The organism is Nocardia gamkensis NBRC 108242 (genome assembly GCF_001612985.1).
Lineage (GTDB): Bacteria > Actinomycetota > Actinomycetes > Mycobacteriales > Mycobacteriaceae > Nocardia > Nocardia gamkensis.
Window position 1 is genome coordinate 1 of record NZ_BDBM01000014.1, and the last position, 23289, is coordinate 23289.

Annotated in this window: 19 protein-coding genes; 6 read left to right on the forward strand and 13 right to left on the reverse strand. The window is 69.3% G+C overall.

The genetic code is table 11. From position 1 onward, the window contains the following. Window positions 1-283 precede the first annotated feature (283 nt). From tyrS to NG1_RS13505, 5 genes are all read right to left on the reverse strand, one after another. A complete protein-coding gene (tyrS, locus tag NG1_RS13485; protein ID WP_062970690.1) occupies window positions 284-1573 on the reverse strand; it encodes a tyrosine--tRNA ligase in 1290 nt (429 codons plus the stop codon). A gap of 170 nt (window positions 1574-1743) precedes the next feature. Further along, on the reverse strand, window positions 1744-2385 hold the full coding sequence (locus NG1_RS13490) for a DNA-3-methyladenine glycosylase (protein WP_062970692.1): 642 nt from the start codon (window positions 2383-2385) through the stop codon (window positions 1744-1746). Window positions 2386-2666: 281 nt separating this feature from the next. After that, window positions 2667-3812 (reverse strand): low temperature requirement protein A, encoded by a 1146-nt coding sequence (locus tag NG1_RS13495; protein WP_062970694.1) that lies wholly within the window; start codon window positions 3810-3812, stop codon window positions 2667-2669. Between the two features lie 24 nt (window positions 3813-3836). Further along, window positions 3837-4727 carry an RNA polymerase sigma-70 factor gene (locus NG1_RS13500; protein WP_062970696.1) on the reverse strand — a complete coding sequence of 297 codons (891 nt, stop codon included), beginning with the start codon at window positions 4725-4727 and terminating at the stop codon, window positions 3837-3839. Window positions 4728-4729: 2 nt separating this feature from the next. Next, entirely contained in the window at window positions 4730-5902 is a 1173-nt protein-coding gene (locus NG1_RS13505; protein WP_062970698.1) for an NAD(P)/FAD-dependent oxidoreductase, read from the reverse strand. Between the two features lie 244 nt (window positions 5903-6146). On the opposite strand from NG1_RS13505, the gene NG1_RS13510 reads away from it, so the two are divergent. The 4 genes from NG1_RS13510 to NG1_RS13525 all read left to right on the forward strand — a co-directional run bounded on the left by NG1_RS13510 (window position 6147) and on the right by NG1_RS13525 (window position 9912). Then, on the forward strand, window positions 6147-7661 hold the full coding sequence (locus tag NG1_RS13510; RefSeq protein WP_062970700.1) for a multicopper oxidase family protein: 1515 nt from the start codon (window positions 6147-6149) through the stop codon (window positions 7659-7661). An 87-nt stretch (window positions 7662-7748) separates the two neighbouring features. Then, on the forward strand, window positions 7749-8480 hold the full coding sequence (locus NG1_RS13515) for an ABC transporter ATP-binding protein (protein WP_062970702.1): 732 nt from the start codon (window positions 7749-7751) through the stop codon (window positions 8478-8480). After that, a complete protein-coding gene (locus NG1_RS13520; RefSeq protein ID WP_062970704.1) occupies window positions 8477-9271 on the forward strand; it encodes an ABC transporter permease in 795 nt (264 codons plus the stop codon). The genes NG1_RS13515 and NG1_RS13520 overlap by 4 nt, the downstream gene beginning before the upstream one ends. Then, window positions 9268-9912 carry a TetR/AcrR family transcriptional regulator gene (locus NG1_RS13525; RefSeq protein WP_062970706.1) on the forward strand — a complete coding sequence of 215 codons (645 nt, stop codon included), beginning with the start codon at window positions 9268-9270 and terminating at the stop codon, window positions 9910-9912. The genes NG1_RS13520 and NG1_RS13525 overlap by 4 nt, the downstream gene beginning before the upstream one ends. 31 nt (window positions 9913-9943) lie before the next feature. Here the strand turns inward: NG1_RS13525 and NG1_RS13530 are convergent, their stop codons facing one another. The 6 genes from NG1_RS13530 to NG1_RS13555 all read right to left on the reverse strand — a co-directional run bounded on the left by NG1_RS13530 (window position 9944) and on the right by NG1_RS13555 (window position 16520). Then, window positions 9944-10453 carry a L,D-transpeptidase gene (locus tag NG1_RS13530; RefSeq protein WP_062970708.1) on the reverse strand — a complete coding sequence of 170 codons (510 nt, stop codon included), beginning with the start codon at window positions 10451-10453 and terminating at the stop codon, window positions 9944-9946. A gap of 199 nt (window positions 10454-10652) precedes the next feature. Further along, on the reverse strand, window positions 10653-10883 hold the full coding sequence (locus NG1_RS13535; protein ID WP_062970709.1) for a Trm112 family protein: 231 nt from the start codon (window positions 10881-10883) through the stop codon (window positions 10653-10655). A gap of 9 nt (window positions 10884-10892) precedes the next feature. Further along, window positions 10893-11504, reverse strand: coding sequence for a GtrA family protein (locus NG1_RS13540; protein ID WP_245659891.1), 612 nt, complete (start codon window positions 11502-11504; stop codon window positions 10893-10895). 32 nt (window positions 11505-11536) lie between these two features. Then, entirely contained in the window at window positions 11537-13789 is a 2253-nt protein-coding gene (locus NG1_RS13545) for a hypothetical protein (RefSeq protein ID WP_062970711.1), read from the reverse strand. 71 nt (window positions 13790-13860) lie between these two features. Beyond that, the gene (locus NG1_RS13550) at window positions 13861-14352 is read right to left on the reverse strand and encodes a GtrA family protein (protein ID WP_062970713.1); all 492 of its coding nucleotides are present in this window, start codon (window positions 14350-14352) and stop codon (window positions 13861-13863) included. Then, window positions 14349-16520, reverse strand: a complete 2172-nt coding sequence (locus NG1_RS13555; protein WP_063910344.1) for a putative glycosyltransferase family protein — start codon at window positions 16518-16520, stop codon at window positions 14349-14351. Before NG1_RS13555 ends, NG1_RS13550 begins: the two co-directional genes overlap by 4 nt. Window positions 16521-16789: 269 nt before the next feature. Here NG1_RS13555 and NG1_RS13560 point away from each other — a divergent pair, with 269 nt between their 5' ends. Together NG1_RS13560 and rffA are read left to right on the forward strand one after the other, a co-directional pair. Then, window positions 16790-17890, forward strand: coding sequence for a glycosyltransferase (locus NG1_RS13560; RefSeq protein WP_083863363.1), 1101 nt, complete (start codon window positions 16790-16792; stop codon window positions 17888-17890). After that, window positions 17880-19019, forward strand: a complete 1140-nt coding sequence (gene rffA / locus NG1_RS13565) for a dTDP-4-amino-4,6-dideoxygalactose transaminase (protein WP_062970716.1) — start codon at window positions 17880-17882, stop codon at window positions 19017-19019. The genes NG1_RS13560 and rffA overlap by 11 nt, the downstream gene beginning before the upstream one ends. A 30-nt stretch (window positions 19020-19049) precedes the next feature. On the opposite strand, the gene NG1_RS13570 is transcribed toward rffA, so the two are convergent. Beyond that, window positions 19050-19649 carry a class I SAM-dependent methyltransferase gene (locus NG1_RS13570; RefSeq protein WP_062970718.1) on the reverse strand — a complete coding sequence of 200 codons (600 nt, stop codon included), beginning with the start codon at window positions 19647-19649 and terminating at the stop codon, window positions 19050-19052. Between the two features lie 56 nt (window positions 19650-19705). Then, window positions 19706-22654, reverse strand: coding sequence for an acyl-CoA synthetase (locus tag NG1_RS13575; protein WP_084498899.1), 2949 nt, complete (start codon window positions 22652-22654; stop codon window positions 19706-19708). Window positions 22655-23289: the final 635 nt, after the last annotated feature.

Here is a 23289-nt window from a genome sequence, read left to right on the forward strand (position 1 = left end):
TCTAAGCAAGCAGTCCACCGAAGTCAAGACTATCGGATGATCCACATTGCACTGAGCTACCAGGCGCTCCTCGTACTACCTCGTTTCCCGGTCCCGCTCGGCGTCTCCGCCTCGCTTCGGCTCCGGGTTGGTGTCCGTGTCGCTCTGACTTGGATAAAGTTACGCGGCGGGAAACGCTACGTCAAATCGCCTGGACAAGCTGGCGTTTCCGCAGGTCAAGAGCATGGGACCGCAGTGATGGCCGGCTTGAATCACACGGATGTGATTCAAGCCACCGCGATCTTCATGCACCTGCCCGCAGAACCCCCGCGAGGTTCTTCTTCCCGCGCCGCAGGACGAGCCAGCGTCCGTGCAGGTAGTCGGCATCCGCCGGGGTCCACTCGATATCGGCGATCTTCACGTTGTTCACCGAGGCGCCACCTTCGTTCACCGCGCGGCGCGCGGCGCCGCGGCTTTCGGAGAGGCCGGTGGCGACGAGCAGATCCACGATGGTGCTCGGCTCGCCGGCTTTGATCTGCGCGACCTCACCGTCGACCGCCGCTTCGCGCAGGGCCGCGCCGAGCGTCGCCTCGTCGAGCTCGCGGAGTTCACCGCGACCGAACAACGCTTGGCTGGCCAGCTGCACCGCACGGGTATGGGCCTCCCCGTGTACCAGGGTCGTCATCTCGGCGGCGAGCCTGCGCTGCGCTTCCCTGGCATGCGGTCGCTCTGCGGTCGCCCGCTCGAGTTCATCGAGTTCCTCGCGGGACAGGAAGGTGAACCAGCGCAGGTACCGCACCACGTCGGCGTCGGCCGTGTTCACGAAGTACTGGTACCAGGCGTAGGGGCTGGTCATCTCGGGATCGAGCCACAGGCTGCCGCCGCCGGTGGACTTGCCGAACTTCTTGCCGTCCGCGGAGGTCACCAGCGGAACGGTCAGGGCGTGCACGGACGCGCCGTCCACCCGCCGGTTGAGTTCGACGCCCGCGATGATGTTGCCCCACTGGTCGGAGCCGCCCACCTGCAGCGTGCAGCCGTAGTCGCGACGCAACTGCAAGTAGTCGTTGGCCTGCAGGAGCATGTAGCTGAACTCGGTGTAGGAGATGCCCTCGCCGTCCAGCCGCCGCTTGATGGTGTCGCGCGCCAGCATGACGTTCACCGAGAAGTGCTTGCCGATATCGCGCAGGAAGTCGACCGCGGACAGCCGCCCGGTCCACTCCATATTGTCGACGATGACCGCACCTGTCGGCGAGTCGTCCAGGTCGACGAAGCGCTCCAGCTGGGAGCGGATCCGCCCGGCCCAGCCCGCGACGGTATCGGTGGAATTCATGGTCCGCTCGCCGACGTCGCGCGGGTCACCGATCAGCCCCGTGGCGCCACCGGCCAGCACGATGGGGCGATGTCCGGCGCGCTGGAAACGCTTCAGTGCGAGCAACGGCACGAGGTGTCCCGCGTGCAAGCTGGCTGCGGTGGGATCGAAGCCTGCGTACAGGGTCAGCGGCCCGGCGGCCGCTGCCGCGCGCAGGGCATCCAGATCGGTGGACTGCGCGATCAGTCCGCGCCAGGTCAGTTCGTCGATGATGTCGCCGCTCACGTTGTCCTATCTTTCCGCACCGGATCCGGGGCTTCGTGCGCACCTCAGTGTCGTGGCGCGGCACGGCGTGAGTCGAACGATTTTGCTGTGCGCCGACGACTCTGCCGTGCGCGTGCGCGAGCGCTCGCCGCCACAGGGTTTCCCGCACCGCGACGATGCTGTCGCCGTGCTCAAGCCGACTTCTCGGTGGGCAGCGGAGCACGCGGACTGCGCCGGTAGACCGACACCGCCCGCGAACCCGGAAGCCAGAAACGCCATGGCAGGTCCGCCGCGCTGCTGACCCCGACCCGCGGACCACTGGCGATCTCGGCGTCCGCGATCGGATCGTGCAACTCGAGCCGAATCGGTGACGCCGGATCGAACAGCGGGGTTCCATAGTCGCTCAACGTGATTCCCAGCGCGCTGCCGAGGTTGCCCGGGCCGCGGGCCATGTCGAGGTCGCTTCGAGCTCCGGGGCGCCTTTCGCGCACCGTCTCCAGCCCCTCGACAACCTCGCCGGAGCGGATCAGCGCGGCGCTGGCGACCCCATCCGGGCCGCTCGTCACGTTGATGCAGGTGTGCATGCCGTAGCTGAGGTAGACGTACAGCACACCGGCGGGACCGAACATCACGTCGTTGCGCTTGGTCCGGCCGCGCCCGGAATGCGATGCCGGATCCGGCCATGGCCCGGCCGGGTCTCCCCCGTAGGCCTCGACTTCGACTATCCGGACACCGACCGGGCCCGACCACAGGGTCGCCCCGAGCAGACGCCGGGCGGCAGCGGGTGGTTCGACCGCGAGTTCCTCGACAGGCTTGGCACACACAGCCGCCATTGTCCTCGACCGCGGCACGGGCGAGTGGCAAGGCTGTCGGTCAGGGCCGTTCCTCGCCTCAGCGCAGGCTGCGGCCCGGCGCCCGCAGGCGCACCGGGTGGTCCGGCGCCGGCCCCGATCCACAGCCGCTCGGCGACCGTACCGCCCTCGGCGCGGGCGATCGCGCGGGTAGAAGCAACGCCGAGTGCGCGGAACGCGTTCGCGCGCAGGCCGGGACACCCGGCTACGAGCCGAAAACGCAAGTCCGCCCGAGGAACCCGGACGGACGGCGACCACGGCACTCAGAAGTACGTACTGTGCTCGCCGGACCGCAGCGTGAGCAGGTCGTCGGCGATGACCGCGGCGTAGCCCACGACGACGATCGCGACCAATTGGGCCCACGACACCCAGAAGATGCCGATCGGCGTTGTCGCCGCCACCGCGAGCGCCGCGAGCAAGCGCGCCCATGGGCGCGGCAGCCGCAGGGTCAGGCGGAAGAAGAACTGGCCGAGGAAGTACAGCGCGACGCCGCCGGAGAGCGCGGCGGCCACGGCGACGGAGGTCGCTTCGTCGCCGCGGGCGACGCTCATCTGAATGCCCGCCGCGGCCACGATGACGCCGATCAGCAGCGGGTACAGGGAGTAGCCGTAGGCCAGCAGAGCGGGCCGGGAACGTTCCCGGTCCGGCACCGCGGCCAGCGCGTGCTCGCCGCGTTCGTCGTCGACGCCGAAATACGCCCACCACAGGACGTAGGCCAGGCCCAGGCCGAGGCCCACGGTGGCGATCAACTGCGGGGTGATCTTCTCTCCGGCCAGCCCGGCGCCGACGGCGACGATGGATTCGCCGATCGCGACGATCACGACCAGCCCGTGCCGCTCGCAGAAGTGGCGCGCTCGGATCACGAAGTCGCGCGTGTCGACCAGATAGGGGCTGATCACCTGCACCGTGAACGCGACGGTCCAACAGGCGTACTGCATCCAGTCGTGCACGAACCCGCCTGCCAGTACGAGCGCGGCGGCCAGGGCGTTGAGCGGCGCGAGCCTGCGGATCGCGATCGCCGCCGATGCCCCGCCCGCCGAGGCGAACAGCGCGGTGTGAACGGCGGTGACCAGGACGTACCCGAAGCCGAACGCTATGCCGGTGCCGTGGAACGCATCCGGGATCGCCAAGGCGAGAACGAAGAACGCGAACATGCCCACCAGCAGCCAGGTCCGCCTGCTGGAACTGTTCGGGGCGACCTCGTTGGTGAGCCAGACGTAGCCGGAATACATCCACCAGACCAGTCCGAACAGCAGCGCGACCTGGACGAGCGCCTGGAAGCCCGGATGATGCGTGTAGACGTGCGAGAGCTGGGTGATGGTGAGGACGAAGACGAGATCGAAGAACAGTTCGAGCGTCGAGGCCCGCAGCTGCCCGCCGTCGGCGGACAGGGCGCTCTGGTCGGTCACGGCTGAAGCCTAGAACGACCGCCGTCACCCCAGCGTGTCGGTGCCCATGGAGAGGCCCTTCAGCTTGTACGGGTTGACCTGGAACCGGAGGTTCTGGATCCGTCCGTCCGCGATGTCGTAGGTGAACACGGCCACCGGATTCCCATCGATGAGCGCCAGCGCGCCGAGTTCACCGTTGATGTGCGCGGGTTCGAGCACGAATCCGGCGACGATCGGCTTGGCCAGCACGCCGAGTATCCAGCGCGCCACGTGGTCGGGTCCGTACAACGGCCGGCGCGCCGCGGTGACCACGCCGCCGCCGTCCGACCACGAGGTGACATCCGGGGCGAGCAGATCCATCAGCGCGTTGAGGTCGCCGCCCGAACACGCGGCCATGAACCGGGCGGTGACATGGTCGCGTTCGGCCTTGTCGGTGTCGAAACGCGGTCGGCGGGATTGCACGTGCCGCTTGGCGCGGTGCGCGATCTGCCGGATCGCGGCCTCCGGCCGGTCCAGGGTCTCGGCGATCTCGGCGTGCGTGTAGCCGAAGACCTCGCGCAGCAGGAAGACCGCGCGTTCGACGGGACCGAGTGTTTCCAGGACCACCAGCATCGCGGTGGAGACGGTGTCGGCCAATTCGGTCTCCTCGGCGACGTTCGGTGAGGTGAGCAACGGCTCGGGAAGCCAGGGCCCGACATAGCTCTCGCGAGTGGCCCTGGCCGAGGTGAGCCGGTTGAGCGACAGGTTGGTGACCGCCCGCACCAGGTAGGACTTGGGCTGACGCACCGTGGAGCGGTCGGTCTCGTTCCACTTCAGCCAGGCGTCTTGGAGGACGTCCTCCGCGTCGGTGACGGTGCCCAGCATCCGGTACGCGGTGGCGAACAACAGACGCCGGTGCTCGAGAAAAGGATCCTGCTCGGATGTCGGGTCGGCCATGGCTAGATTCTCCGGGTTGCCCGGCCACCTTTGGACAGCGTGACCGACACCGTCATCCGCTTGCTCAGCGTGAAGACCGGCACCGGGCTGCCGCTGACGGCCTCCTTGTAGCGGACGGCGGCGCGTCCGGTCAGGTAGCCGCGGCGCGGACGGTCGTCGGCCTTGGTGAACTGGATGACCGCGTCCTTGCGCCCGATGCTGACCGGCTGGTGGAAATAACCGAAGCGGAACGGACGAACCCGCTTGCCGCGCAGCTGCCGCGCGATGACGTCCGCGGTGTAGGCGGCGGTCGGCATCCCGCTCTGGCAGGTGCCGTGGATCCGCCCCCACGCCTGGCGGACCGCGGCGGCGTCGCCGATGGCGTGAATCGTAGGGTGCGACACCGACTTCAGGGTCGGGTCGACCACGATCAACCCGTGCGGGTCGGTCTCGATCCCAGCCTGCGCGGCCAGTGGGGAGACGCGGACACCGGCCGTCCACAGGGTCAGGTCGGTGTGCACGAGTTCCCCGCCGGCCAGTTCGACCGCGTCGGGCAGCACCTTCACCACGGCCCGGCCGGTCTGCCGGATGACACCGAGCCGATCGAGTGCCCGATGCAGGTAGGCGCGGGCCTTCGTGCCCATCATGGCGCCGGGCTCCCCGCTGCTGATCAGCGTCACGCGCGCGCCGGGATGGCTCTCGGCGATCTCGGCCGCCGCCTCGATGCCGGTCAAGCCGCCGCCGCAGACCGCGACCGTGCCGCCGCGCGCCGCCACCTCGGCGAGGCGCCGGCCGAATCGGTGTGCGGTGGCGGGGTTGTCCAGGGTCCACGCATGGTCGGCGGCACCGGGCACGATGCTCGTGTCGGCGGTGCTGCCCAGCGCGTAGATCAACTCGTCATAGGGAAGGCGAGTGGCACCGTCGACGGTGACCGCTCGAGCCATCGGGTCGATGGCCGTGACCCAGCCCTGGACGAAGGCGACGCCGGTGCCTTCCAGCAGCGCGGGGATCCGGTGGTCCGCCAGCTCTTGGCCCGCGGCCACCTGGTGCATGCGCAGGCGCTCGGTGAATCGCGCCGAGGGGTTGACCAGCGTGATCCGGACGTCCAGCGCACGGGTGCGCCGGGCCAGCCGCACGGCGGCCAGCATGCCGGTGTAGCCGCCGCCGAGGATGACGATCCGATGTGCGGTGTTCATGACAGTGCTCCAATGGTCGGGTCACCGAGGCAGTGTTGGCGGATGGTGACGACCATGGGACAGCTGAGCGGTCCGGAACGTGACACCCGACAGTGTGTTCTGGGTCACATTCGACGGGCGCGGTCGGCCGAGCGAATCCCGCGCGCACCCTGAGGCCGCGGCACGGGTATCAGGGGCGGGATCGGGGACGAAATCGGGACGCTTCCGGATGTGTTGTGGCACCGCGGATTTCTACCGTCGGTCCATGTCTTCGGATTCCCGGCCGCGCAGGCGGTTGTTCCTCGTTCTCGGCTGCCTCGCGGCATTGTCGGTCCTGGTCCTCGGTGGTGTCGCATGGGTGTACGCCGGGGCGGCCGTATCCACCGTTGGCAAGACGGAATTCCGCAACGAACTGGCCGTACCCGCGCTGGCTCCGTCGCGGGTCGGCGCCGACGGCACGCGCACGTTCGAACTCGACATGCGCGCCGGGCAACGGGAGTTCCTTCCCGGCCGGGCCACGCCGACCTGGGGGTTCAACGGCGACTATCTCGGTCCGACACTGCGGGCGCGGCGCGGGGAGAAGGTGGCGGTGACCGTGCGCAACACCCTGCCGGAGGCCTCCACCGTGCACTGGCACGGCATGCACCTGCCCGCCGCGATGGATGGCGGCCCGCACCAGACGGTGGCGCCCGGCGCCGCGTGGACACCGCAGTGGACCGTCGATCAACCCGCCGCGACGCTGTGGTACCACCCGCATCCGCACGGCGCGACCGAAACCCACGTGCGCCGTGGGTTGGCGGGCATGTTCCTGCTCGACGACGACGTGTCCACCTCCCTGGCGCTCCCCTCCACCTACGGCGTGGACGATCTGCCGGTGATCGTGCAGGACGTGAAGTTCGACGGCGCGGCGTTCGACTCCTCGCACGGAATGTTCCGCGATGTCGGTTTCCTCGGCGACCGGACGATGGTCAACGGCACGCTCGCGCCGTACCGGAACGTCGGCGACGAACTGGTCCGGCTGCGCCTGCTCAACGCCTCCACCGCGCGGATCTACACCTTCGAATTCTCCGACGGGCGCCCGTTCGCGCTCGTCGCCACCGACGGCGGCTTCACCGAACGGCCGAGCACCCAGGATCGGCTGCGGCTGTCGCCGGGTGAACGCGCCGAGATCGTGGTGCGGATGCGACCTGGCGAGCGCACCGTATTGCGCTCCGGTGAACTCGACGCCGGACTCGATTTCTGGACACAGCGTTTCGCCGGGGGTGACGACACCTTCGACATCTTGGAACTGCGCGCGGCCGAGACGCTGCGGCCGTCGCCGGAGCTGCCCGCGGCCCTGGCTCCTCCCAGCACCCCGGACGCCGGCGATTCGGTCCGGGAACGGAATTTCGACCTGAACCTCGCCGGGATCAACGGCACCCCGATGGTCATCGACCGGATCGATTTCGCGGTGACGCGCGGCACCACGGAGACGTGGGTGGTGCGCAACGGCGACGGCATGCCGCACAACTTCCACATCCACGACGTGCGATTCCGCGTGCTCGCGGTGGACGACGCCCCGCCACCGGCGGCGCTGACCGGCCCGAAGGACACCGTCTTCCTGCCACCGGGCAGCACGGCGCGATTGGCCATGCGCTTCGACGGCCCGGCCGATCCGGACGCGCCCTACATGTACCACTGCCACCTGCTCTGGCACGAAGACCTCGGAATGATGGGCCAGTTCGTCGTCGTGAACCCGGGCCAGGCACCGGGGACCCCGCCGGCGCACCACGGCCACTGACTCCCCGACCGACGCTCTTGCCTGTTCAGCGCGGGCGCGCTAAATTCATCACATAGTGAATTCAACACTCGATGAATTGAGGCGACCGTGTCGCAAGCCATCCCATCCCCCGCCGTCGAGGTACGGAACCTGCGGGTCCGTCGCGGCGGCCGCGAAGTACTGCACGACGTCTCGCTGACCATCCCGCGCGGGTCGATCACCGGGCTGCTCGGCCCGTCGGGATGCGGCAAGACCACGCTGATGCGCAGCATCGTCGGCACGCAGATCATCGAATCGGGCGACGTCAGCGCGCTCGGACGCCCGGCGGGCTCCGCGGCGCTGCGCCACCTGATCGGCTACGTCACCCAGGCGCCGAGCATCTACAACGACATCAGCGTCCGCGAGAACGTCGCGTACTTCGCCGCGCTCTACGGCCGCGACCGCGCCGACGTCGACGACGCGATCACGGCGGTCGGTCTGACCGATCACGCCCGCCAGCGCGGCGACGAGCTCTCCGGCGGGCAGAAGACCCGCGCGTCCCTGGCGTGCGCGCTGGTCGCCCAGCCCGATCTGCTGGTTCTGGACGAACCGACCGTCGGCCTCGATCCCGTGCTGCGCGTCGAACTGTGGAAGCAGTTCCACGAACTGGCCTCGAACGGGACGACGCTGCTGGTGTCCAGCCACGTCATGGACGAGGCCGAGCACTGCGACCGGCTGTTGCTGATGCGCGAGGGGCAGTTGCTCGCCCAGCTCAGCCCCGACGAACTGCGCGCGCAGACCGGCGAGCAGAACCTGGAGACCGCCTTCCTCACCCTGATCACGATGGGACAGAACGCATGACCGCCACCATGGACGCCGCGCCCCGGCGGACACCGACGCTGCGCCCCTACGCCGCTACCACCGGCCGCATCCTGCGTCAGCTGCGCAACGACCACCGCACCGTCGCCATGATCCTGGTGGTCCCCGCGCTGCTGATGGCGCTGCTGTATTTCATCTACAAGGACACCCCGACCAACCCGCTGAACCCCGTCTCGCTGTTCGACCGGGTCGGCATCAGCATGCTCGGCATCCTGCCGTTCATCGTGATGTTCCTGATCACCGCGATCGCCATGCAGCGCGAACGCACCTCGGGCACGCTGGAGCGGCTGCTGTCGACACCGCTGTCGAAACTCGATCTGCTCGCCGGTTACGGCACCGCGTTCTCGCTGGCCGCGGCCGCGCAAGCCGTCGTCGCCTGTCTGGTCTCCTTCGGGCTGCTCGGGCTCGACGCGGCGGGCAGTCCGAGCTGGGTGGTGCTGATCGCGGTGGTCGACGCGGTGTGCGGGGTGGCGCTGGGTCTGCTGGCAAGCGCGTTCGCGCGCACCGAATTCCAGGCCGTACAGTTCATGCCGGTCGTGGTCGCGCCGCAGATCTTCCTGTGCGGCCTGCTCGTTCCCCGCGGCCAGCTGCCCGACTGGCTGGAGGTGATCAGCAACGTGATGCCGTTGAGCTACGCGGTCGACGCACTACAGCAGGTTTCGACGCATCCGGAGGTCACCGGCCAGATGTGGCGTGATCTGGCCGTTGTCGCCGGGTTCGCGATCGTCGCCCTGTGCCTGGGCGCTGCCACGCTACGACGGCGGACCACATGACGGCAGGCAACGGCTCCGGCGGCAACGAGCGGCCTACCCGCACGGGCCGCCGACCGGGGCGATCGGGCGCCCGCGAGGCCATCCTCGCGGCCGCCCGCGCGCGTTTCGCCGACGCGGGCTTCGACAAGACCTCGGTGCGCGCGGTCGCCACCGACGCTGGGGTGGATCCGGCCCTCGTGCATCACTACTTCGGCACCAAGCAGCAACTTTTCGCCGCGGTGGTGGAATTCCCGGTGAATCCCGAGACGACACTGCGCATCATCGATGCCGCGCCGCTGGATCGCTTGGGCGAGACCATCATTCGCGCGGTGGTCGGGGTGTGGGACTCCCCCGCGGGGCCCGGCGTCGTCGCCGTGGTGCGCAGCATCCTGTCCGGCAACGACGACCCGTCCCTGGCCAGGAGATTCCTGTTGGAGGTGGTGCTGGAGCGCGTCCGCCTGCGCATCGCCACCCCGGAGGACGACGGCCGGGTCCGGATCGGCCTGGTCGCGTCGCAGATGCTCGGTGTGCTGGTGGGCCGCAAGATCGTCGGGGTCGAACCGCTGGCCTCGATGCCCGTGGCCGACCTGGTCACCGCGGTGGGCCCGACGCTGCAGCGCTACCTCACAGGAGACATCGGCCGGGGACCGGCGTCCCCATGACCGCGGCGATCACCGGGGCACGCCGGAGCCGTCACTCCACGACCTCGACGACGTCACCGGGCCAGAGGTATTCGTAGAACGCCTTGGCTCCCTCGTGGGTCATCCGGACGCAGCCGTGCGACTTCTTCTCGATCGGGCCGACGTGGAAGGCGATGTCGCCGTTGAAGAAGGTCGCGTACGGCATCGGAGCGTTGTGCATGGTGCTCCAGTGGAATTCCTTCTTGAACGACACGTGGAAGACTCCGGGCGGCGTCTCGTACCCCGGCATCCCGTGCGAGATCGGCGTGGGGCCGTAGACCACCTTGCCCTCGTCCATCAGCCAGGCTTCGTCGGTGGACAGCCGCATGCACGCGCGGGCCGCGGTGGAGCACGGCGCGACGGGCGGCGGGGGCGGAATCAGCGCGGGCATACCGGGGATGTCCGGGCCGCCCGGCCACAGCGGTTCGGCCTGGGCGGGCACCGCCGTGGCGAATGCCGCCGCCGCGACTCCGCAGGCGATCGCACATCGAGCCGTCCAGTTACGTAAACGCGAAGCGCTCATTACGTTCCCGACCTCTCTCCCATACGCCACCTGTGCCGCTCATCAGGTCGGCCGCAGCGCCCCTTCGCTGGAGCGCGTGGACCGTCGCGAAGTGCAAATGATCATGGCGGACCGGCTCCAAACGGTCAATGGCCGCAAAACGACCGTGACGCATCCGTTGCCCGGCGGCGGGCGAGTCGTGAGAAGAGAGGTCGGCGGGTCAGGCGTCGGGCTGGGCGGTGAACGCGTCGTGCTCGGCGTCGGTGACGTCCCTTGCCTCGTCGACGAGCAGGACCGGGATGCCGTTCTCGATCGGGTATGCCCGGCGCAGGCGCGGGTTGTAGAGCAGCGCGCTGCCGTCGGCGGCATGGACCAGCCGCAGCGGGCCCTTGTCCTGCGGGCAGGCCAGCAGGCTCAGCAGTGTGGCGTCCAAAGTGGTGTGCTCAGGCATACGAGGAACCTACCTGCCCGCCGTGCCGGACCGGGAACCGTCCGCGTCGAGTGCGGGAGCGCGGCGGAACGAGATGTGGCGATGCCCGAAGAAGCTGGCGCCCGCCACCAGCGCCATCACGGCGACCGCCGACGGAATGCTGGGCAGGTGCAGCAGCGACACCCCCAACTGGAGCAGCACCATGTTCAGCACCAGCCCGCCGGAGTTCACCGCGACGAACGCGGCGAAATCCCGCATCAGCCGCCCGCGCACCCGGAACACCAGGGTGCGGTGCAGGACGAACGCGACGACCACGCTGATGCTGTAGGCCAGGGCGGGCGCGAGCGCGGCGGGCGCCCGGTTGCCGAGCACCGCCAGCCACATCACCGTGAGCGCCATGCCCAGACCCGTGTTCACCACGCCGACGACGGCGAACGCGATCTCCTGGCGACGCACCAAACGCAGCAACGGGCCTGGGTCGGCGGGGAGTTCCGCGGCAGGGGGAAGTGAGGCATCCGCCTCGGCGGGCGGTGGCGTGCTCGTCGCGGCATCGGCATCGGCATCGGCATCGGCATCGGCATCGGCATCGGCATCGGCATCGGCATCGGCATCGGCATCGGCATCGGCATCGAAGCGTCGCACCTCCGATGCCGCCCCGGCTCCGTCCCCCGCGCTCATCGGGTGGCGTCGGCCAAGTCGGTTTCCGGTGTCACAGCGGCATCGGGTGCGGACGGCTCGCCGCTCTCGCCGATCGGCCGGTCGAGCCGCCGCCTGCTACGCAGGTACACCCACTCCAGCAGACCGAGGCCGAGCAGCCCGAGCAGTGCCGCGGCGACGCCGATCCACCAGCCCGGCGGCTGCCAGGACAACTCCAGCTCACCGGAGGCGCCGGGCGGGAGATCGACGGCCACGAAGGTTTTCCCTACCAGCGTGGTGGGGATCTCCCGGCCGGCGAGCGTCGCCCGGTAACCGGGCCACCCGAGCCTGGCGAACACGATCCGCCCGCCGTCCGGGGAACTCACCCGCACCCGGCTGGTCGTATCCGATTCGCCGATCGATGTGGCCGTCACGCCCTGGGCGGCCGCCACCCGGCCGTCACGGGTCGAGATCAGGCCGTCGGTGCGCTCCAGGACCGAGATGTACTTCTCGTGCCCCGGATAGTCGACCCATTTCCAGCCGGGGGGCGCGGGCTGGTCGCGCGCGTCCGGGTACAAGGCGCGATGCAGCACCACCCGGTCGACCTTCATCAGGTCGACGATGGTCCGGCCGGTGGTCGGCTCCGTCGCGAACGCGCGGCGGTAGGCATCGGGGCAGACGCTGGTGTCCCAGCGCATGCACAACGTCTCGCCGAACCAGTAGTGCCCGTTGGGGGTGTATCCGCTGACGTAGGTCAGCTCGAGATCCTTCGCGTAGTTGCCGAAGACCAGCGATCCGTACGCCCCGGAAAGGTTCCGTTCCGGCGGCGGGATGAGCATACGGTCCGCGAGTTGCAGCGTGGTGCCGGGGAAATCCGGGAACGCGGCCTTCATCTCCGACCGCTTCTCCGGCAGATTCCACCCCATCGGAGTCGGTTGCGCGTCCCACACCTGCAGATACGCGATCGGGAACACCGAGACGACGATCAGCGCGCACGCGGCGGCCGCGCCACGGCTGCGGCCGAGCCATACCGCGACGGCGCCGAGCGCCGCGACACCGAGCGCCGCGATGACATGCCTGATCATCTCGTGGGGTGCGGCCGAGAAGGAGCGCACCCACAGCAGACCGATCAGCACCGCGGCCGCGATTCCGCGCCGCCGCCAGTCCTGAACGGTCGCGAAGCGGCCGAGCAGCACGCATACGAGCACCAGCAGGCCGAGCGCGACCATCGGCAGCACTCGGACGGGCCAGCGCAACGGGCCGATGGCGCCGGGACCGGCTGTCCACATCAGCGCCATCACTGCGAACAGGGCGGGCGCGACGAATTCGCGCGCCGAGCCGAGCGCCCTGCGCCAATCGACGAAGGCCAGCGCGGGGATCAGGAACCAGGCGATGTAGACCACCGGCATCGGCTGCACGTAGCCCCACCACGAATTGAACGCGGGCAACGTGCTGGGCAGGCTGGCGTTCAGCGACTCCGACCACGGCACCGTGAGGAACTGGTCGTTGTTGATCTGCGCGGTGCCGCGCCAGGTCACCTTCGCCGACAGCATGCTCGGCAGGTAGGTCGCCGATCCGGCCACCGCGGCACACGCCGCGACCGTGAGCAGGCGCAGCGACGGGCGCCACGCCTTCTGATGGACGAGTTCGCCGATCGCGACGGCGCCCACCATCAGACCGGCCTCCACCGCGGGAAAGACATATTGGACCGAAATGGCCAGATACAAGAAGACGAAGGTGGGAATCGGCCCGCTGCGCCCGCGCGCGTAGCGCACCCCGGAGGCCCACGCGTGCGCCATCCAAGCCGTGCCGGTGAACGCCGTCATCCAGCTGGCCTCGTCGAAGAACAGCAGCCATCCGCTGAACGGTATGGCGACGCCCGCGACCGCCGCCCACGGCGCCTTCGCTCCGTAGGCCAGGCAGATCCGGTAGACGCCGAGCGCGAGGATGATCGCGAAGATCAGTTTCACGACGGTGGCGTACAGCGCGAGGTTGTCCACCGAAGGCGCGATCAGGTCGATCAGCAACTGCGGCGGATTGAGCAGCCCGGCTTCCTCGATGGTGTAGTTGCCCGCCATCCAGTGCTCGGGTACGAGTGCCGGGAACCGTCCTTCGCGGAGGTATCGCCCCAGCATCACCCACAGCGGCGCGTACTGCGATTCGGTGTCGTCGGTATAGAAGTGCCGGACGTTGGCCACTAGAACCGCACCGTATCCCGCGATCACCCCGAGCGCCGTGATGACGCCCCATGTGCGGACTTCTCGCGAAGAAATGGTGCTACGTTCGGCCACGAGTCCCAGACCCTACCCGCACCTGTCCGCCCGTCCGGCAAGCCAGTGCCGGGATGCGGTCCGCCACCGCGCTATCCGGCCCCGCTCGCGGACCCGTCCTCGGGCCCGCGACGGAACGAGATGTAGCGATGGCCGAAGAAACTGCCGACCGCGACCAGGCCCATCACCACGACCGCCGACGGAATGCGCGGCAGGTGCAGCACCGAGACGGCCAGCGACAGCAGCACCGTATTCATCAGCAAGCCACCGGAATTCACCACGACGAAGGCCGCGAAGTCGCGCAACAGCCTGCCGCGGACCCGGAATACGAGGGTCCGGTGCAGGACGAAGGCGACGACGATGCCCACGGCGTAGGCCAGCACCACCGAGACGGCGGGCGGCCACGCGTCACCCAGCACCGCCAGCCACGCGACGGTCAGCCCGATGCCGAGCAGGGTGTTGCACGCGCCGACCATGGCGAACGCGACCTCTTGGCGCCGGACCAGCCGCAGCAGAAGCCCCGCCGCGGGCCCGTCGCCCGTCGCGGCGGAATCCGCGGCGACCGGCCGCGCGTTCGTCTTCACGAAACGACGTCCGCCAGCTCACGATCCGGCTCGGCGCCCTCGGCGTCGCCGGGCTCCTCCGGTTCGTCGCGGCGGCGCGACCGGACCTGGAACCATTGCAGGACGCCGATGCCGAGCACGCCCGCCACCGCGGCGGCGATGCCGATCTTCCACCCGGGCGGGCGCCAGGTCAGCACGAGCTCGGCGTCCTGGGTGCCCGCGGGAACGTCGACCGCGATGAACGATTTGGCGACCGTGGTGATCGGCAGCGACTTCCCGTTCAGCGTGACCCGATATCCCGGCCAGCCCAGCCGGGCGAACACGATCCGGCCGCCTTCGGCCGAGGACACGCGCACGCGGCTGGTGGTGTCGGTCTCGGAGATCGATGTCGCGCGCACCTTCGCCGCATCGGTCACGCGGCCGTTCGTCGTCGAGATGGGGCCGCCCACGCGTTCCAATACCGCGATGAAACGTTCGTGCCCGGGATAGTCGACCCACTTCCAGCCCTCGGGCGCCGCCTGGTTCGGCGCGTCCGGGAACAGCGCTCGTTGCAGCACCACGCGGTCCAGGTTCATCAGGTCGACCAGCGGCCGCCCGGTGGTGGGCTCCGGTGCGAACATCCGCCGGTAGGCGTCCGGGCAGACGCTGCCGTCCCAGCGCATGCACAGCAGCTCACCGAAGTAGAAATGGCCGCTGGGGGTGTAGCCGTTGACGTAGTCCAGTTCGAGTCCGCGGGCGTAGTTGCCGAAGACGAGCGACCCGTAGGCGCCCTCGATGCTCTTGTCCTGCGGCTGCAACAGTCCGCGATCGCCCAGCTGGATGGTGTTGCCCGCGAAATCCGGGAACGCCTCTTGCGCCACCGAGCGCTGCACGGGCAGGTTCCACGACATCGGCGTGGGTTGCGCGGCTTCGACCTGGAAATAGGCGATCGGGAACATCGCGGCGATGGTCAGCGCGCACGCCGCCGCGGTCCCCTTCGCGCGCCCGAGCCACACCGCCCCGGTCACCAGCGCGGCCAGCGCGAACGCCGCGATCACGTGCCGGATCGCGTCGTGCGGATCGGCGGAGAACGAGCGCACCCACAGCAGACCGATCAGCACGCCCGCCGCGACGGCGCGGTTCTTCGGATCGCGCGCCGTCCCGTAGCGGCCGAGCAGCACGCACACCAGCACGAGCAGGCCGATGGCCAGCATCGGGAGTACGCGCGCGGGCCAGCGCAGCGGTCCGATCGAACCGGGGCCTGCGGTCCACATCAGCATCATGATCGCGAAGATCGCGACGGCGCTCAGTTCCCTCCATGCTTCCCTGGCGCGGCGCCAGTCGACGAACGCCAGCGCGGGGATCAGGAACCAGGCGATGTAGGTGACCGGCAGCGGCTGCACGTATCCCCACCACGAGCTGAACGCGGGCAGCGAGCTGGGCAGGCTGGCGTTCAGCGACTCCGACCACGGCACCGTGAGGAACTGGTCGTTGTTGATCTGCGCGGTGCCGCGCCAGGTCACCTTCGCCGACAGCATGCTCGGCAGGAAGGTCAGCAGGCCGGCGAGCCCGCCGCAGCCCGCCGCGACGGTCAGCCGGAGCACCGGCTGCCACTTGCGCTGGTAGACGAGTTCACCCACGGCCACCGCCAGCAGCATCAGCACCGCTTCGACCGCCGGGAAGATGTACTGCGTCGAGATGGTCAGATACAGGTAGACGAAAACCGGGATGGGGCCGCCCTGCCCTCGCGTGTACCGCACCGAGGCCGCCCAGGCGTGCACCATCCACGCGGTGCCGGTGAGCGCGGTCATCCAGCTGGCTTCGTCGAAGAACAGGAAGAAGCCCGACAGCGGCAGCGCGATACCCGCCACCGCCGACCACGCGGGCCGCCCGCCGTAGACCAGGCAGATCCGGTAGACGCCGAGTGCGGCGATGATCGAGAAGATCAGCTTCACGACGGTGGCGTACAGCGCGACGTTGTCCACCGAGGGCGCGATCAGATCGATCAGCAGCTGCGGCGGGTTGAACAGGCCCGCGTCGTCCATGGTGTTGTTGCCCGACATCCACTGCTCGGGCACCATGACCGGGAACTCACCGGCGCGCAGCGCACGGCCGAGACCCACCCACAGCGAGGTGTACTGGGATTCGGTGTCGTCGGTGAAGAAATGGCGGGCGTTGGCGAGCAGGACAGCGAGGTAACCCGCGACCACTCCGAGCGCGGTGATGACCCCCCACCGGTAGACCTCTCGCCGCGAATAGACATCCGGCCGCGAGCCGGGCACTGCACTGTCCGTCACGAGTTCCAAACCCTACAGGGCGGCTCTCCGCTTGGCATGAGTCGTGGACGCCACCAAGATGAGGGCATGATCAGCTGCTCCGGTAGCCGGATATCGCACCGTGCTAAAGTCCACACCGGTTCGGGCTCCGCAGTTCTGCGACGAGTACCGGCACGCACCGTCATCGAAAGTCGATCCAGCTGATGCCGATTCCCTCCGCCCGCGCACTCCGTTCCGGCGCCTCCGCGACGAACGGCGCCCCGGCACGGCCCGGCGTGGACCGGCCGCACCGGGTGTCGGTGGTCGTGCCGGTGTATCGGGGCGAGGACACGATCGCCGGTCTGGTCGCCGAACTGCACGATCTCACCCGCCCCGCCGAGACACCCGGCGGCACCACGTTCGCCGTCACCGAGATCATTCTGGTGCACGACCACGGTCCCGACCGCTCCGATGTGGTCCTGCAGGAACTGCAACGGACCTATCCCACGGTGCGCGCCGTCTGGCTCAGCCGCAATTTCGGTCAGGACGCCGCGACGATCGCCGGAATGTCCGTCGCGGCCGGTGACTGGATCGTCACCATGGACGAGGACGGCCAGCACGATCCCGGCTTCATCAGCACGTTCCTGGACACGGCCTTGGCGCAGCGAGCCGATCTGGTCTACTCCAAGCCGACCAACACCAGGCCGCACGGATTCCTGCGCAATCTGACCTCGCGCGGAGCCAAGCTGGTGCTCGCGACGCTGTTCGCCTTCCCGGATTCCACCCGGTTCGAAAGCTACCGGCTGATCCGCGGGGACATCGGCAGGCAGCTGGCCGAGGTCGCCTCCAACGGCGTCTACCTGGACGTCGCGCTGACCTGGGTGGTCGGCGCCGTCGCGCAGGCGCCGGTGACGTTGCGCGCCGAGGGCAGGGAGGAATCCGGCTACAACTACCGCCGCCTGTTCTCCTTGTTCTGGAAGATGGTGCTGTGCAGCGGGACCCGCGGGCTGCGGCTGGTCAGCATGCTCGGCGTCACCCTGGCGCTGGCCGGTGGCGTGATGGCCGCGATCGTCGTGTTCGAAGCGCTGACCACCGACGGCTGGGCGCCCGAGGGCTGGGCCTCCACCATCGTGGTGTTGCTGCTGTGCTCCGGCGCTGTGCTGTTCTCCCTCGGGCTCATCGCCGAGTACTTGGGCGTCGCGTTGCACATCTTGGTGGGCAAACCGCTCTATCTCACCGTCGAGACGCCGACACCGCGTCCGGCCGACACTTCGGAACCGACCGCGACCGCAGCCAGCAGGGGGACCGACCGGGTTGAGCACTGACCGCGTCATCTTCAGCCGCCCGTACCGGGCGCGCCGGGAATTAGCGAACCTGGAGGCCGTGCTCGCCTCCGATCACAGCCACGGCGACGGACAGTTCACCGCGTCGGCCACCGCGAAGCTGAAGGCGATCACGGGCGCGCCGCACGCCCTGCTCACCACCTCCTGCACGTCCGCGCTGGAAATGGCGGGCCTGCTGCTGGAGTTGGGCCCCGACGACGAAGTGATCGTGCCCAGCTTCGCGTTCACCTCCACCGCCACCTCGATGGCGCTGCGCGGCGCGACCTGCGTTTTCGGCGACATCGATCCGGCCACCGGCAACCTGGACCCGCAGTCGGTGGCCGCCCTGATCACCGAGCGGACGAAGGCCGTGGTGGTGATCCACTACGGTGGCGTCGCCGCCGATATGGCCGGCCTGCTCGACTTGGCCGGCGCGCACGGCTTCGCCGTCGTGGAGGACAACGCGCACGGGCTCGGCGGCACCTGGCGCGGCCGGAAACTGGGCACCATCGGCACGATGGGCACGCTCAGTTTCCACGACACCAAGAACGTGCACTGCGGCGAGGGCGGGGCGCTGCTGCTCACCGACGAGATCCTGATGGCGCGCGCCGAGATCATCCGGGAGAAGGGCACCGACCGGGCCAGGTTCCTGCGCGGAGCCGTGGACAAGTACTCCTGGCAGGACATCGGCTCCAGCTACTTGCCGAGCGAGTTGAACGCGGCCGTGCTCGACGCGCAATTGGACGAGTTCGACACCATTCAGGCCGGACGGCACCGGGTATGGGACGCCTACGCCGCCGCCCTGCCGGATTGGGCCCGCCGCAACGACGTGCGCCTGATGTCCGTGCCCGCCGATCGCGAGCACACCGCCCACCTGTACTACTTGCGGACACCGACCGAGCGCCGTCGCGACGACCTCATCGCGCATCTCGCCGCACACGGCATCTCCGCGCCGTTCCACTACATCCCGCTCGACTCCAGCCCGGCAGGCTTCAAGCTCGGCCGCACGCCGCGCGCGTGTGTGCGCAGCGCCGAGTTCTCCGGAACGGTCGTGCGCCTGCCGCTGTGGCCGGATCTGACCGACGCGCAGGTAGCCCGCGTCGTGGACGCGGTCACCGCCTTCACCGTGTGAGCGCGCCGGCCCGGCGCGCGACATCCGGCCTCACGCGGTGAGGACGTAGAGCTTCTCCCTGCCGCCCGCGATCAGTGACTGCCGGGCGACCCGCGGCCGGTACGGCGTGAAGAACTCATCCAGCGTCCGCTCGGTGAAGCGATGCGCCTGCTCGCCGTCGCCCGCGTCGGTGAACCGCTTGCCGATCGTGGCGAGGAACGGATTGGCGCTGCTGGCCAGGTTGCGCACCGGCTCGGCGACGATCACCCGCTCGGTGGCCGCCGCGAGCATCCGATCGAGCAGGGGGCCCGGCTCGGGCAGAAAATGATAGAGGCTGGCCTGCATGACGACAAAATCGGCCGCGGGCAGCGGGTCACCGGAACGCAGGTTCCACACCCGCCCGCGCCCGCCCGCTTCGTTCACGCGTGCGACGAAGCGCTCGTTCAGATCGAGGCCGGTGTAGTCGACCGACTTGTGGCGCAGGTAGCGGGTGTAGAGCGTCGCGGGCCCGCAGCACAGATCGACCACGCTCGCACCGTCCGGGACGAGTTCCGCGATAGCGCGATACCGAGCCGCGTAATGCCTGCCGTACAACCCGCGCATCAGGACCTCGTAGACGGTCCCGTTGCGGTAGATGAGGCTCGTTCTCACAGGCACAAACTATGCCATCGGTCGGCGAATCCGGTGTTTCGGCAACAGGAATCGCGTCAGCCGCCGAACAGGGTGCTCGCTCGGTCCTCGGTGAGGATCTCGTAGGCGTCCGAGGCGCGGTTGTACCACCAGGTGTCCGGTCCGGGCTCCGGCCGCTCGGCCGCCTGCACCGCACGGGCGGAGGGACGGAACGACGGACTGCGCGGGATGTCGTCCACCACGTAGACCAGATCGGGCCGCTGGTCCGGTTCCAACACCCGCAACGCCTCGGTGACGTCCTTCGGTTCCAGGCGGAAGCCTTCGCGCACGCTCACCGCGGCCACCGTGAGGCAGTGGTCGCCGACGTTGAGCCCGTAGGTGACCTCCATGTCGACGGCGGTGATGTCGTTGAGCACGTCGACGATCGGCTGACCGAAGACCGGTCCGCGCCGGGTGTGGATCACCGTGTCCGTGCGGTCGACCAGCCAGTAGTCGCCGTCGCCGTCGCGGCGGAACAGGTTCTCCGTCGGCATCCAGGAGTCGCCCGCCGTGAAGACCCCGCGCAGGCCGCCCGCGGAGATGTCGACGCCGTCGGACGCCTTGCCGATCAGCAGGCCCACCTCGTTGTCCGCGCAACGCCTGGCGAAGCCGGATCCGTCCACCAGGATGCGTTCGGTGAGCGGGTCGTAGGCGACCAGCTCCACCTTCGCGGTGCCGGGAACCGGCCTGCCCTTGCACCCGCGCTTCACTCCGGCCACGTTGGCCAGCACCACGTCGCCCTCGATCGAGGCGTAGAACTCCAGCACGCGGGCCGGGTCGAACTGCTCGACGGTGCGCCGCCACAGCCCGGCGGGCATGCCGGAGCCGATGAACAACCGGATCGGATGGCGGTGGCCGAGCGGGAACACCTCGGCATCGAGGATGTCGCGCAGCATGGTCCAGGTGTAGGTGACCACGGTGACGCCGTAGCGGTGCACCTCCTCGGCGAAGCGCTGCGGGTCCAGCGACCGGGCCAGCGCGATCCGGCTTCCGCCCGCGACCGCCCCGCCGAGGCTGACCAGCAGCCCGGACGAATGATGCAGCGGCGCGAGGCAGTACACCGTGTCCTTGCGATCGAGGTCGGCCGTGGTCGCGGTGCCGAACGCCGACAGCGCCCAGCGGTGGTTGCTGATGTACTTCGTCTCCAGCCGCTCGCCGGTGCCGGTGACGAGCACGAACGCCAGCTCCCGCGCCAGGCCGGGATCGGGCCGGTACCACGCGGGCACCCGCACCCGCGCCGGATCGATCTGCTCGAGGTCGATCAAGCGGTCGCTCGTGGGCAGCGCCAGTTCCCTGGTGTCGCCACCGCCGAGCACCAGCACCCTTGCGCCGGTCTCGGCGGCCCGCCGCAGATTCTCCGGGTCGGCGATCAGGGTCTCCACGCCGGTCAGCTCGATCGCGCGGCTCAGTTCGCCGTTCGGGGCCAGCAGGACCGCCACCGCGCCGAGACGCGACAGCGCCGCGACGGAGGCCAGCGCGCTGGGCCGGGTCTCCATCACCACGCCGACCCGCATGGCGGGGCGCACGCCGACCGAGATGAGGCCGCGCACGACGTTGTCGATGCGTTGGTTGACCGCCTCGTTGGTGTGCACACGGTCGTCGAACAGGAACAGGTCCCGCTGCGGCGCGCGCCGCGCCTGCTCGGTGAGCAACCGGCCGAGCGATACCCGGGTGTGCGGCTGGATCATGCCGAGGCGGGTCAGCCGGGGCAGTGCCCGCGCCGCTTCGCCTGCCAGTTCGATGGAACCGCGCACCGTGTTGTTCGCGATGCCCTCGAGCGCCTTGCCCACGCCGGTGCCCGCCTCCGCCAGCGACGCGGCGGTGTGCACCACCCTGGTCGCCGCCGACCGGGGGCGGTTGCTCGGTACGTGCTCGGCCATCGGCACGATCTCGGGGGGCAGCGGCTTGTCGCCGTTCATCCATCCGACCCACTGCCGCACCAGCGGCCAGGTGTGCTTGGTGGCCGTGCTCCCGGCCACCAGGCCGAAGTGTCCCGCGACCAGCGTCGCCTCGTAGACCTCCGCGTTCGGCGCGGCCCGCACGATGCCGCGCACCGCGGCGGGCTGTCCGATGTCGTCGACTTCGCCGACGAACGCCAGGATCGGGCATTTCAGCTCGGCCAGCGAGATCGGATGATCGCGGATGACGAAACCGCCGAGCATCAGCCGGTTGTGCGCGACGAACTGCTTGAGCAGATCCGCCGCGGCCGGGCCCGCGTAACCGACCCAGCCGTCGCTGTTGAGGAAGCGGCGCTGGCGCTCCTTGGGCAGCAGCGCTTCACGGTCGTGCAATTGCCGGAGGAAATCGATTCTGGACTTGGCCGTTTTCACGGGGTCGAGCAGCTGGAAGCCGATCCGCACCATGGAATCGGTGATCGGCAGCCGGGTGACCACATGATCGGCCAGGAAGTCGGCGAGGTCGGAGACCATGCCGTAGGGCAGCCCGAACGGCATGCCCGCGACGATGTCGACCGGGCTGCCGAAGGTCACGATGCTGTCCACGCCCTTGCCGTACCGGTAGGCGGCGGTCTGGTAGGCGAACATGCCGCCCTGCGAGTAACCCATCAGGTGCACGCCGGAGCCGGTGGCCTCGTTGACGGTGTCGACGGCGCTGTTGACGGCCAGCACGTGATCGGCGAGGTCGCGCTGCCAGCCGCCCTCCTCGCTCGCGGGCGAGCCGAAGTCCACCACCCAGCAGTCGACTCCGCCGCGGTGCAGGATCCCGACCGCGCCGTCCTCGGCGTTCACATCCCAGATGTCGGCATTGACCATCAGCGGCGGCACCAGCAGTGCCACCGGCCGCCCCGGCGTCGTGTCGTCGGGGAAGTAATGGCGCAGCCGGTACATGCGTCTGCGTTCCACGACCTCGAACGGCGAGGACGCGACGTCATGGGTCAGCCCGCCGAAGCGGATGACCTCCAGGCCGTTCTGCGCGGTCGCCATCAACCGCTGCACCGAGCCCACCACAACATTCGCGTTCAACTTCACCGTCGCTCCTGGCCTACCCTAGAACGTGACCCGCATCACACACCGCGAGGTGTTCAGACGAGCTTCCCATACCACCTGTCCATTATGTGTCCGCTGTGACACGTCGCATGCCAGGTTGCCACGGTCGGCTCCCCCTCGGCATTCCCCCCTCGACCCCGAGCACACCCCCGCGGACGCTCGAGCCGCCGGGAACCACCGCCCGGCGCAACCGTGCGCGCCGCCCCGGCCGACTCCCGCGTACCGGATAGGGGTCGATGTCCGTTCGGGACGTGATCACCTACCCGGCTCGACGGAGGAGCGACACTACACGCCCGGCTTCGGCCGAACGTCTCATCGCTTTCCGGCGGCCGGACGCGACGTCCTCGGCCGCTACCCCGGCGCGGCTCCGATGGATCGCCCGGGCTCTCGGACCGATCGGCATGAGCGCGGGACGACCGCCGGGCGGGGAGACCAGGAGACCGCTCCACAAGGCAGCTAATTCTTCGCTACTAGAACGCAATTGCGGGATCCACGACGCCACCCGCCGTTACCGGAATCGACCGCGTGTCGTGACCATCCGCGGGCCACCGGGGCGATCTTCGAAATTTTCCTGTGCACAGCCGCTTTCGGCGTCTACCATCGAACTCGTCTGGAAC